Source organism: Maribacter sp. Asnod2-G09 (assembly GCF_045063795.1).
Classification (GTDB): Bacteria; Bacteroidota; Bacteroidia; order Flavobacteriales; family Flavobacteriaceae; genus Maribacter.
This window is the reverse complement of the sequence record NZ_JBEFOA010000005.1, coordinates 657,747-670,204: the sequence shown is the minus strand read 5'-3', so window position 1 is coordinate 670,204 and position 12,458 is coordinate 657,747. Positions and strand designations below refer to the sequence as shown.

At 33.7% G+C, this 12,458-nt stretch carries 11 protein-coding genes; 8 read left to right on the top strand and 3 right to left on the bottom strand.

The genetic code is table 11. The annotated features are described in order from the left end of the window. Nucleotides 1–5 precede the first annotated feature (5 nt). From ACJJVT_RS14925 to scpA, 5 genes are all read left to right on the top strand, one after another. Nucleotides 6–422, top strand: coding sequence for a response regulator (locus ACJJVT_RS14925; RefSeq protein ID WP_073241913.1), 417 nt, complete (start codon nt 6–8; stop codon nt 420–422). 105 nt (nt 423–527) lie between these two features. Beyond that, nucleotides 528–683: a YqaE/Pmp3 family membrane protein gene (locus tag ACJJVT_RS14920; protein WP_073241915.1), complete on the top strand. Its 156-nt coding sequence runs from the start codon at nt 528–530 to the stop codon at nt 681–683. Between the two features lie 293 nt (nt 684–976). After that, nucleotides 977–1,783, top strand: a complete 807-nt coding sequence (locus ACJJVT_RS14915) for a DUF6503 family protein (protein ID WP_405399754.1) — start codon at nt 977–979, stop codon at nt 1,781–1,783. A gap of 106 nt (nt 1,784–1,889) precedes the next feature. Next, on the top strand, nt 1,890–3,263 hold the full coding sequence (locus ACJJVT_RS14910; protein WP_405399752.1) for a methylmalonyl-CoA mutase subunit beta: 1,374 nt from the start codon (nt 1,890–1,892) through the stop codon (nt 3,261–3,263). After that, complete coding sequence (gene scpA / locus ACJJVT_RS14905) at nt 3,256–5,418, top strand: methylmalonyl-CoA mutase (RefSeq protein ID WP_405399750.1); 2,163 nt, start codon at nt 3,256–3,258, stop codon at nt 5,416–5,418. Before ACJJVT_RS14910 ends, scpA begins: the two co-directional genes overlap by 8 nt. A 74-nt stretch (nt 5,419–5,492) precedes the next feature. On the opposite strand, the gene ACJJVT_RS14900 is transcribed toward scpA, so the two are convergent. Beyond that, nucleotides 5,493–6,737 carry an MFS transporter gene (locus ACJJVT_RS14900; protein WP_405399749.1) on the bottom strand — a complete coding sequence of 415 codons (1,245 nt, stop codon included), beginning with the start codon at nt 6,735–6,737 and terminating at the stop codon, nt 5,493–5,495. Nucleotides 6,738–6,976: 239 nt separating this feature from the next. On the opposite strand from ACJJVT_RS14900, the gene ACJJVT_RS14895 reads away from it, so the two are divergent. Beyond that, nucleotides 6,977–7,549, top strand: a complete 573-nt coding sequence (locus ACJJVT_RS14895) for a RidA family protein (RefSeq protein WP_405399748.1) — start codon at nt 6,977–6,979, stop codon at nt 7,547–7,549. Between the two features lie 177 nt (nt 7,550–7,726). Here ACJJVT_RS14895 and ACJJVT_RS14890 read toward each other — a convergent pair whose 3' ends face one another. After that, on the bottom strand, nt 7,727–8,323 hold the full coding sequence (locus ACJJVT_RS14890; protein WP_405399747.1) for a hypothetical protein: 597 nt from the start codon (nt 8,321–8,323) through the stop codon (nt 7,727–7,729). A 109-nt stretch (nt 8,324–8,432) separates the two neighbouring features. Here ACJJVT_RS14890 and ACJJVT_RS14885 point away from each other — a divergent pair, with 109 nt between their 5' ends. Further along, nucleotides 8,433–9,005: an RNA polymerase sigma factor gene (locus ACJJVT_RS14885; protein WP_405399746.1), complete on the top strand. Its 573-nt coding sequence runs from the start codon at nt 8,433–8,435 to the stop codon at nt 9,003–9,005. After that, nucleotides 9,002–9,739 (top strand): tetratricopeptide repeat protein, encoded by a 738-nt coding sequence (locus ACJJVT_RS14880; RefSeq protein WP_405399745.1) that lies wholly within the window; start codon nt 9,002–9,004, stop codon nt 9,737–9,739. Before ACJJVT_RS14885 ends, ACJJVT_RS14880 begins: the two co-directional genes overlap by 4 nt. On the opposite strand, the gene ACJJVT_RS14875 is transcribed toward ACJJVT_RS14880, so the two are convergent. Continuing rightward, a complete protein-coding gene (locus tag ACJJVT_RS14875) occupies nt 9,719–12,421 on the bottom strand; it encodes a CHAT domain-containing protein (RefSeq protein ID WP_405399744.1) in 2,703 nt (900 codons plus the stop codon). The two genes, ACJJVT_RS14880 and ACJJVT_RS14875, sit on opposite strands and share 21 nt — an antisense overlap. Between the last annotated feature and the right edge of the window lie 37 nt (nt 12,422–12,458).

The window sequence follows — 12,458 nt, the reverse complement described above, 5'->3', positions numbered from 1 at the left end:
TTACTATGAATAATGTTTTAAAAACATGTATTGTTGATGATGATTCAATTTACCGTTTTACAATGGTAAAAACACTAGAATCAACGAAACTGCCTATGGAAATTATGGCATTTTCAGATGGTGAAGAGGCAATAGATTTTATGCTTGATAATCTTGATCAAGATTCTGTTTTTCCTGATGTTATTTTCTTAGATATTGATATGCCGGTTATGGACGGATTTCAGTTCATGGAAGAGTACATAAAAATTAAACCTAGAGTAGGTAAAAAGATTACTATTTATATGGTATCCTCTTCATTGGATCCTGTAGATATAGAAAGGGCAAAGAAAATAAGTGCAATTTCTGATTACATTGTTAAACCAATTGGTTTAAATAGATTAAAAGCCATTATTGAAGACTTATTAGAAGATCGAAAAGATTAAATCATAAAGAGGTGAGTTATTGTTTTTAGGCTATTATACTATTGAATCGAGTTAAGCTAAACAGTTTAACCCTAGCATTTTTGACTAAACCTAAAAATTTAAAAAATGTCTTTACTCACAATAATTCTAAATATTTTATTACCACCATTAGCTGTTTTTCTTAAACATGGTATTGGTACAACATTGTTAGTTAGTATACTATTGACTATGTTGGCTTGGTTGCCAGGGGTAATTCATGCTTTTGTTGTAAATCAAGAATAACAATTATTTCATTTAGTCTTGATCATTATTATATGGGCAAAGACAAGTAAACCGCACTAATCATCAACATGTATTGATAGTTAGTGCGGTTTCTTTTTAAAAATAGTCTTCTTCTATGTTTGAAAATCAGCTTCTTATTAACATTAATTATGATAATCTACCTACTTGGCCATTCTTTTATATAATAACTTTGGCGCGTTAGGTATAACTATCTCATTCGACTATTATTTATTAAAAATCAATAAGTGTTTTATAGATATTTATCATCCATTTTTAATTTTATCATTTATAATATGAATAAGTTTTTAAGTATTGTTTTCGGAGTTGTTTTTTTATCGCTTGTTAGTTGTAAAGATGTTGATAAACGTGGCAGTAGCGAAGGGCAAAGTGAACAATCTACCCAAGAATTAGATAAGGAAAGTGCAGTGTCAATAGTTAAAAATGCGATTAAAGCACATGGTGGTAGTCGCTATGATAGTGCTAATTATGAATTTGTGTTTAGAGATAAATTATACATGTTTAATAATGCTGACGGATCTGCTTATCGTGTTAATTTTAAAGATAGTCTAGGCAATAGAATTGAAGATAATTTTAAAAATGGTTCATTTATTAGAACTATTAATGACAAAACAGTCGACCTCTCTGAAAAGGATATTTCAATACATAGTAATGCCTTAAATTCAGTTATTTATTTTGCCACGTTGCCACATAAACTAAACGATAAGGCAGTACATAAAGAAAATGTTGGTGAAACTGTTATTAAGGGTGAAGATTATGATGTTATAAGGGTCACTTTCGGTAAAGAGGGTGGTGGTAAAGACCACGACGATATTTTTATGTATTGGGTAAATAAAAAATCGAACTACATAAATTATCTAGCATACAGCTATAGCACAAATGACGGTGGTGTACGTTTTAGAAGTGCTTATAACCCGAGGACTATTGATGGTATTCGTTTTCAAGATTACATAAATTGGGAAGCACCTATTGGTACTCCGTTAAAAGAACTTCCAGCCCTTTTCGAAAAAGATGAGTTAAAAGAGTTATCTAGAATAGAAACAGAAGATGTTCGTAACTTAAATGCAGAACATATAGAATAGGGTCATTCAGGAACACAATTTACTTATCGTATCTTTGAAAGACTGTGTTTGATTCTTTTTCAACGCACATTGAACAAACTTGTTTTTTAATTAAACTCCGTCTTGTATGAAGGGTAAGACCTTATTTGACAATTTCAATCCCGTTTCTGAAAAAGAATGGAAACAGAAAATTCAATATGATTTAAAGGGGAAAGATTATAACGAAGAAGTGGTATGGAATTCTCCAGAAGGTATTAAAGTAAAGCCTTTTTACCATGCTGAAGATTTAGAGCACATAACAGTTACCTCTTCTCATATTACTTCTTGGAATATTGGTCAGGCAATTTACTCAGGTAATGCCATAATGGCTAATGAAAAGGCACTGAAATATATAGCAAAAGGAGCTGAAGCTATTCGGTTTGTTATTCCTACTGATGTAGTAGATGGCGCTACTCTTTTGAACAATATTGACTTAAATGCTGTCAATGTCTATTTTGATATGCAATTTTTGTCTAAAGATTACATTACTAAAACGCTAGATAAGGTTACTGATTCCAAAAAAATTCATTTTCAAATTGATCCTATTGGTCATTTGGCAAAATTAGGGAACTGGTATGAATCTATGCCTTCAGATATTAATCTAGTTAATGATCTGGCAGCACTTAATATTGACAACTTATTGAGTGTAGATGTATCTCTTTACCAAAATGCTGGTGCAGATATGGTGCAACAATTGGCAGATGCCTTATCTCATGCCAATGAATATTTAAATATTTTACAGGAGCGCGGAAATCTCGCTAAACTTAAGAGCATAGATTTTAAGGTAGCTGTAGGTGGTAATTATTTCTTTGAAATTGCGAAGATAAAAGCGTTGCGTAATCTTTGGAACGTTCTTGCCCAAGCATATGATATTGCTATTCCATGTCACATTACTACACAACCTTCTAGACGAAATAAAACCATTTATGATTATAATGTAAACTTGCTTAGAACTACTACAGAATGCATGTCTGCGGTACTAGGCGGGTCTGATGCTGTATTTAATTTAAATTATAATTCAGAATATAAAAAAGATAATGACTTTGCAGAACGTATAGCTTTTAATCAGCTTATTTTATTGAAAGAAGAAAGCTATTTTGATAAAGTGGAAAATCCGGCAGAAGGCAGTTATTATATTGAAACCATAAGCGCGCAATTAGCTGAGAAAGCATTGATTTTGTTTAAGGCAATTGAAAAGGATGGCGGATTTTTAAAGCAGCTAAAAAATCATACAATTCAGAATAGAATTGCTGATAGTGCTCAAAAGCAACAAGAGAAATTCAATACTAAGAAAACAGTTTTGGTAGGTTCTAATGCGTATCAAAATGAGAATGATAAAATGGCGCAGGAAATAGAATTGTATCCGTTCGTAAAAAAGAATCCTCGAAAAACATTGATTACTCCGATTATCGAAAAACGATTGGCAGAAGAACTAGAGCAAAACCGTTTATCACATGAGTAGAAAAGACTTACAACATATTCAATTGAATGATTCTCGAGTTCAAGGTAATAATCAGGAGAGTAGTGCCTTAGAAACCGAAGAATCAACATTTACTACGGCAGAAACAATTTCATTAAAAAAGAAATATGCTAAAGAAGATATAGCCGATATCAAGCATTTAAATTTTGCTGCGGGTATACCGCCGTTTTTACGCGGACCTTATTCGACCATGTATGTTTTACGCCCATGGACGATTAGGCAATATGCCGGATTTTCAACTGCTAAGGAAAGTAATGAATTTTATAGAAAGAATTTAAAAGCAGGTCAGAAGGGATTATCGGTCGCCTTTGATTTACCTACCCACAGAGGTTATGATAGTGATCATGAAAGAGTAGTAGGCGATGTTGGTAAAGCAGGTGTTGCCATAGATAGTGTTGAAGATATGAAAGTACTCTTTGATGGTATTCCCCTAAACGAAATGTCTGTTTCTATGACCATGAACGGTGCGGTATTGCCAATAATGGCATTTTATATCGTAGCTGCTGAAGAACAAGGTGTTTCGTTAGATAAGCTAGCGGGTACTATACAGAATGACATTCTTAAGGAATTTATGGTGCGGAACACCTATATCTACCCGCCGAAACCATCTATGCAATTAGTTGCAGATATATTTGAGTACACCAGTAAATACATGCCTAAATTTAATAGTATTAGTATTTCGGGGTATCATATGCACGAAGCTGGAGCTCCGGCACATTTAGAGTTGGCGTATACACTTTCTGACGGATTAGAATATATTAGAACAGGAATAAAAGCTGGATTACAGATTGATGATTTTGCACCGCGACTTTCCTTTTTCTGGGGAATAGGCATGAATCACTTTATGGAGATTGCTAAAATGCGGGCAGCAAGAATGCTTTGGGCAAAAGTGGTGAAAGAATTTAATCCGAAGAACGAAAAATCGTTGATGCTAAGAACGCATTGCCAAACTAGTGGTTGGAGCCTTACGGAGCAAGATCCATTTAACAATGTAGCAAGAACGACTATAGAAGCCTCTGCAGCCGTTTTTGGCGGTACGCAAAGCCTACATACAAATGCTTTAGATGAGGCAATAGCGTTGCCTACAGATTTCTCTGCGCGTATTGCTAGGGAAACTCAGATATATCTTCAACAAGAAACGAATATAACCAAGACCGTAGACCCATGGGCAGGTAGTTATTATGTAGAGAAACTTACGCATGAGTTGGTGCATAAGGCTTGGGAGCTAATGGAAGAGGTTGAGAGTCTTGGTGGTATGACCAAGGCAATTGAAACAGGTATTCCTAAAACTAGAATTGAAGAAGCTGCCGCTAGAAAACAGGCACGAATAGATAGTCAGCAAGATGTAATTGTGGGCGTCAATAAATATCAATTGACCGAAGAAGATGAACTTCAAATTTTAGAAGTTGATAATAAAGAAGTTCGCAGACAGCAATTGCAGCGATTAGATGAAATAAAGAAAAGTAGAAATACAGATGTAGTAAACGAAAAGCTGAAGGCATTGACCAAGGCGGCTAAAAGTAAGCTAGAGGATGGTGAGTCGCAAGAAAATTTATTAGCTTTAGCAGTAGATGCCGCAAGAGAAAGAGCCACTTTAGGCGAAATAAGTAGTGCTCTTGAAGAGGCATTTGGCAGACATAAGGCAATTATAAATTCATTTACAGGCGTGTATTCAAGAGAAATAAAAGATGATTCAAGTTTTAGAAAGGCTCAAGAGCTAGCAGATCAATTTGCAGAAAAAGATGGTCGTAGACCACGTATTATGGTTGCCAAAATGGGACAAGATGGTCATGATCGTGGAGCAAAAGTGGTGGCTACAGGGTATGCCGATCTAGGATTTGATGTAGATATAGGTCCGCTTTTTCAAACTCCGAAAGAAACGGCTAAGCAGGCGGTAGAAAATGATGTGCACATATTAGGAATTTCATCGCTCGCTGGCGGACATAAAACTTTAGTGCCAGAGGTGGTAAAGGAGCTTAAAAGCTATGGTCGCGAAGATATTATGGTTATTGTTGGCGGTGTAATACCTAAACAAGATTATGATTTTCTAAAAGAAGCTGGTGCTACTGCCGTATTTGGACCAGGTACCAAAATTAGTGATGCAGCGATACAATTGTTAGAATTGCTTCTAGAGTAAACACTGACATTAAATCAAATAAAAAATGCCGAGCAATTGAATTGCTCGGCATTTTTTTATATTAATTGTGGTGGTTACGCAGCGGCAACCTCTACGTTACTTTCTTTATTCTTTAGCCAGAAGTATAGAATGGTAAATAGAACTATTAAAATAGCAGGAAATAGAACCATAGTACCTAAAGTTTCTTGACCTGAAATCAACTCTAATTCATCACCAGTAAAACCTTGTGCTTCTGCAGCAGCTCTGTCAGCATCAATCCAACCACCAATGATCGGTTGAAAGATAGAAGAAGAGAACATACCTATTGCTCCAATGATAGACATACCTAACGCACCCGTTTTTGGTGTTTTTGTTGCAGCTAGACCAATCATGTTTGGCCAGAAGTAAGCAACACCAAGTGCAAATATTACAGCAGCAACATAAGCCATAGCTCCTGTTTGTGTGCTAAATAAATAGATGCCTAAAGTCGCTAGAACTGCAGATCCTAATAGAACTCCCGTTTGGTTAAATTTGGCTACCATGCTTCCTCCAAAGAAACGTGCTACAGCCATTAACCCAGCGGTCAATGCTAAAATTAATGTTGGTTCAGCACCACTTTTAGATAGAATAAGACCTACCCATTGGTTTGGTCCGAATTCAGAAATTGCGGTCAGTGCCATACATATTCCTATAAATAAGAAAAGGGGAGTGAACATACCTTTTAAGTTTCCGCTAATGGTAGCAGCTTCTTCCACTTTTGCTTTAGGCCAAGTTTGGCCATAAAATAAAAATGCATAAATAACAGCCGGTATTAATAATAACCATACTTGGTTTTGACCTATGATACCGAAATCTGTCATGAAACCAGATAACAAGCTACCTACAGCGATACCACCAGGAAACCACATGTGAAACCTATTTAGCATCGTACTCATTCTATTGCCTTTATAAGCATCTGCAATCATAGGGTTACAAGCAGCTTCGGTACATCCGTTACCAAGACCTATTAATAGGTTAGCTACTAGAAGTCCAATATAACTTCCAGAAAAGATTAATAGTAAAATACCAATGGCATGTGCAAAAAATGCAAACTGCATAATTACTTTGCCACCTACTTTATGATAAATTAAGCCACCGATTACCATTGCAATTGGGAAACCTAAAAACCACATAGAGGTTATTAATCCCGCTTGACTAGCGCTTAATTCTAATTCAGTTTTTAATTGATCCAATATACCTGCCGCAATGGCAAAAGAGAATGCCGTGGTAATTAATGCGAAACAGCTGGCATAAAAGAGCCTATTTGCATTTACTTTAGAAGTTGAGTTAGAACTGTCCATATTTAAATTGATTTAGTTGTTGTTTTGCATAATTTGCTAAACTAATAAAAATGAAATAATAACAGTGCTTTTTTAGTAAAATGATACCTTAAGTGCGACAGAAAGCACAAAAAATAGTGTTTATACAATTTTTAATGTTTTTTATGCAATGCAATATATTTCGATTTTAAAGGTATTGTGTTGATAATGAAGTATTAGGTACCTTGTAGTCTTAAATAACCACCTTTAATTTAAAAACTATGAAATACTGTGTTTTAATTCTTCTAGCCACTTTTGTTCTGAGTTGTGGCGATGTAAACAAGCCAACTATGGTAGAAAATGGAACTACAAGTGCTAAAGCAGACACTAATTATAACCCAGAAGCTGTTTTAGATAGTTTAGGCATTGTATTACGTAATCAAGGTACACCAGTTGCAAATTATGTTCATGCGGTACGAACAGGTAATCTTATGTTTTTAGCAGGTAAAGGTCCAAAACAGGCTAGTGGTGAAAATATTATTGGTAAACTAGGCGATAGTTTAACTATTGAGCAAGGTTATCAAGCTGCTCGTGAGGTCGGTATCAATCAATTATCAGTTTTAAAAGCTGAACTTGGTGATCTAAATAAAGTGAAGAGAATTGTTAGTGTACATGGTATGGTAAATGCCTCGCCAGATTTTATGGACCACTCGAAAGTAATTAATGGCTATTCTGATTTAATGGTTGCCGTTTTTGGAGATAAAGGAAAACATGCACGAGCCGCAGTTGGTATGGGGTCTCTACCTGGTAATATGGCTGTAGAGGTTGAAATGGTCGTTGAGGTTTATGAGTAGACTAGACAGCCTATACTTTTTATATTGCTAATAAAGTTTAATATAGAATAGGTTAAGAGAGACATTTATAACGTTACATCATTTTCATAAGAAGAAATCGATAAGCTATTTACAACCTTGTTACTTTGAGATTTATTTTCTTTTAATTCATGATTTCTTTTTTAGCTTATTAAATATTTATTCGAACCAAATTTTGGTTATCGCCATGTTACAGCCAGTTTTACTTCTAGAGTCAAGTTGTAGTCTTATAAAATCGATATCGGAAAATGTAAAATCATCGCCAGTTGGCTTTATTTCTGAAAACGGAATGGTAAAGACGAACTTACCTTCACGAGCCGGTACATGTTTGCCGTATGCAGCATAAGTGGTGTTTGTATAAAGATTCAAGTTGATGCCGTTTACCGTACTTTTAGCCTCAAATTCTACTTTTAAAGACTTGTATTTACTGGCATCTATATTTAGTGGAGCATTTCCATTTTTATTGACGCCATAGTTTATATAAGTAGTGCCCCGAGTGTCATAACCGTAGCTCATGACAAGGATTCCTTTTTTTATACTTAACTGCATATTATGCTCGAAAGGATTTTGATTGAGTTTTGCAAATATCTGTCGATTTTGACCAATAATATGATTACCTGTTTGCAGTTTTCTATTTTCATTCATATCGGTAAAAGTCAAATTGGTTATTTGACCAGTGGTAAAATCATCAATTATAAGTTGAGCGTTCATGGTTATAGATGCTGTACAAATAAATAGGAGGATTGCTATTTTCATTTTTATATAGTTTTTGGTTGCATATATTCATGCTAATTAGAAGAAAAGGTTAACATTCACTTTAATTTTTTACTTTTAAGTGTTAACTATTTATCCGTAAATGCATTAAATGGAAAATCATTCAGATGAAACTTTATTTCAAGCACTTAAAGAAGGTTCTGAATCTGCTTTTAAAAAGGTATATGAAGAGAATCGTGAGCTATTCATAAATTTTGCCAAAAGATATTCTTTGGCAGATGAAGAGGTGTTAGATGCTTATCAAGATGCTTATGTGGCACTGTATGAGAATATCCAAAATGGAAAATTAACAACTTTGAAAAGCTCTTTAAGTACTTATTTAATAAGTATTGGTAAGTATAAGATTATGGAGCGATTACGAAAAAGAAATAAGCATACAAATAATGAATTATTATTGAATAGAGTAGAAGAAATAGATAACGAAATCGAAGCATTTGATATTGACAATGATGCTTTGTCGCCAGAACAAAAATTATTAAAGAAGTACTTTGATGCATTAGGAGAAAAATGTCAAAAAATATTAAAGCTTTTCTACTACCAACAGTATAACATTAAAGAGATTATGGCAGAAGGAAATTATAACAGTGAAAATGTGGTAAAAAGTCAGAAATCTAGATGTTTAAAAACATTAAAAGAAGCCATTAAAAATGCCCCCAAATTATGATGGATAAAGAACAATTATTATTGAGATATTTTGACGGTTCATTAACCGAAACTGAGAAGATTACATTTGATCAGCTGGTGGAAAGTGATATCGAATTTAAAACGCGGTTTGAATTTGAGAAGAATTTAAAATCTGTTGTACGCAAAACTGAAAATGACAGTCTTAAGAAAAAGTTACAAGGTTTTGAATCTGAATTAAGTGGTGCACCTAGTCAGAAGAAACAAAATTTCTGGAAACCATTAAGTATTGCTGCTAGTATTGCTTTGTTGGTAGGTTTGAGTTGGTTTGTATTTAATTCTGATGTGTTTAATGGAACAGAAGAATTGTATGCTTCCAATTATGAGAAATATCCTAATACGTTTTATACGATAACTCGTGGCGATGTTTCTGACGAGTCATTAGAACGGTTAGCTTTTGAAGCTTATGAAACCAATGATTATGATATTGCCATTACATATTTTATTGAATTAAAAGAAAAGACCGGGTTAGATTATGTAGATTTTTACCTAGGTCAAGCTTACCTTGCCAATGGAGATTATCTAAAGGCGACAGATAAATTCCAAGAAATTATTTCAATAAATAGTGAGTTTAAAGATGAGGGATATTGGTATGCAGCGCTTGCAAACCTTAAATTAGAACAGAAAGAAGAAGCTGAAAATTTATTGGAACAACTTATAGATATGGGAACATATAAGAAAGAAGAAGCAACGAAGTTACTTAAAGAGTTGAATTAATTTCTTTCTTCCCAGAAAAATAAAAAAGACAAAAATAATACCTCCATACAAATACCATTGCCATTTAGTTGAGGTAACTAAAGGTTGGGTGTTTCCTTGAATAATGTAACCAGACCAATAGTAGGGGTGTGCCAGTCCATTCTCTTTGTTCTTTTTTAAAAAGGAGAGTTTGGCTTCTCTTAAAGATGCATCTTTCGGTTTGCCATCCGCTAAATTTTCATAGAACTCGCCCATGAGTTTAGATGATGAATTGTCGTTCACTTTCCATAACGTACTTGATATACTTGCGGCACCACTGTAGAAAAAACCTCTGGCAAGGCTTAAAAAACCTTCTCCGCGTTTAAGTTCGCCAATACCACTTTCGCAGCCACTTAAAGTTACGAGACTGGCATTTAAGGTTAAGTTATATAAGTCTTTTACAAAAAGTAAATCATCAGATTCTGATTTTGGAGTAAAAGCTAAATAGGAATATTCGGGATTTTTATCATTAAATACGGCATGTGTTGCCAAATGTAAAACCGAGTAATCTGATAACGTAGCAGTGAAATTTTGAAGCGTAGCTTGGTCATTTATAAAAGATTTGCCGGTAAAAGATGTCAATATCTGCTGAACTTCATTTCTGTTGTGTGGCAAATTGCCTAACACTTGAGAACGGGTTCCGTCTGAAGGTATATTAGCATTAAAACTAGGTGCAAATGCTAGTAGGTTAGCACTGTTTTGTTCTTTGCTATTTAATTGAGACCACAAAGTAGCTGAGTTAACATAACTAATGGTTCTATCTTCTATCAAGTAGCGACGCTCTCTCTCATTGGTAACCAGACTGCCAAAAGGTATATAGTTCAACAACCCATCTGGGGCAAGTATAATTCTTTCTTGTGGATGCGACTCTAATATTGGACCTAGTAGTTTTTGATACAATTTATGACTCAACTTAGAAAGTGAATCAGGTTTCGATATTGGATTAGAAAGCATAGCATGTAAGTCGCTTATATTTTCTTCAAGTTCATCGGTAATCTCAATAGTATAAAAAGATTTTTCATTCTTTGAAATAGCAATACTGTAAATATTTTGGTTACCGTAGAAGTAGGAAATAAAGAGTTCGTTTTTCGAAAGATTATCCTGTACTTCAGGCAGTGTTTTTATTTTATTATTATACTTTAAGTCATAGTACGCTGGGTATTTGGTTTCAATATCGACTACCATATTACGAAGTTCTTGTCTGAGGTTAAATAGTTGGTCTTCTATACCTTCTTCTAAATTTTCTGAAACGGCGATTTGTTTTTCAATATGTGTAATCTCTGCTTTTAATTGAGTTTCTCGTGATAATATTTTTTTTGGAATTTTAGCAAATTCTGTGGCTTTAGAAGATAATAGAGCTTCTAGCAATAAGACGGATTTACTGTTTTCAGAGAATTGAAAAGCTTCATCTATATAGATACCATTGTTAGATGATTTATATAAGTTTTGAGATGCTGCTATACCAGATTCAAAAATTGGATAAGCATTTTCTATTAAAAACAATTTATCGGTAGAATTTTTAAAACTTGGTTTTATATGATTAAGAAAAGTTGTGGCCTGGTTTGCCACCGCAGTTGCCTTTAAGTAAGATTCATTATCTCTGTTTAAATTTAAAGTCGTAGCCTTATTTTTAAATAGTTTTAGGGCGTTAGGATCCTTGTCCATTTTGTCTAAGGATGTTTTAAGTGCCAAATCGAAATTTACTAATGCCTTTTCATGAAAACCCAAAAGGTTTAGAAGTAACCCTTTTTCATTGTAAGCAATTTCTAAATCAGAGTTTTTTTGTTTTTCAAAATTATATTTGATACTATTTATAGCCGAATCTATTTCAATTATAGCAATTTCATATTCCCAATTATTTTTATGGATAATCGCTTTCTTTAAATGGTATTTTACTTGAAATATAGGTTTGTTTTGAAATAATTTTTTAGAGTCATTTAGAAATAAAAGGGCACTATCTTTTTGTAATTGATAACCATAGTTTTCAGCAATATGGAATGCATTGGAAATTGCAGAATTGGTATTTTTTTCTTTTTTATTATAAGCATATGCCTTAAGCAAATAGGTGTTCGCTTCTTTATATTGTTTTTCCTTTATTAATACTTCGGCAAGCAAATTATAATTGCCGGTTAACGCTTCTAAATCAACATTTTCTGATTTTTGAATATCTCTTATGTTTTTTCTGTATAACGACTTGGCATCGTCATACTTACCTTCTATCATATAAAGTTTACCGAGGAAACTATAAGCCGCAGAGGCTAAACTTGTTACCGTTTCACTTTTTGTAGTTAATGAATTATTGTTCTTTATAATCTTCTCAAAAGCTTCTCGAGATTTGGAGTATTCTAATAATTTTAGGTAATAGTCACCTTGGTAATACAGTAGAATATTTGAGTTATCTGTGTTTAAAATGGTAGTACCGGAAATTAAAGAATCTAGTTGGCTAAGATTGGCGCTCATTCTACTTAAATCGTAATGATAGCTAGAAACTCCTGTAGAATTAAATAGCGACTCTATAAGTATAGAATCGCTATTAATTGTTTTTGCAATTTCTTTGACCTGGTCAAAATAGAAGTAGGCAGAATCTTTTTCGTAATAATAGAACTGTTCTGCTTTTTCATTTAACGAATCTATTTTTGAAAGCGTTAATTGTTGTGACCACAAACAAATGGGACAAAAGCAAATTAGGTAAATTATTTTC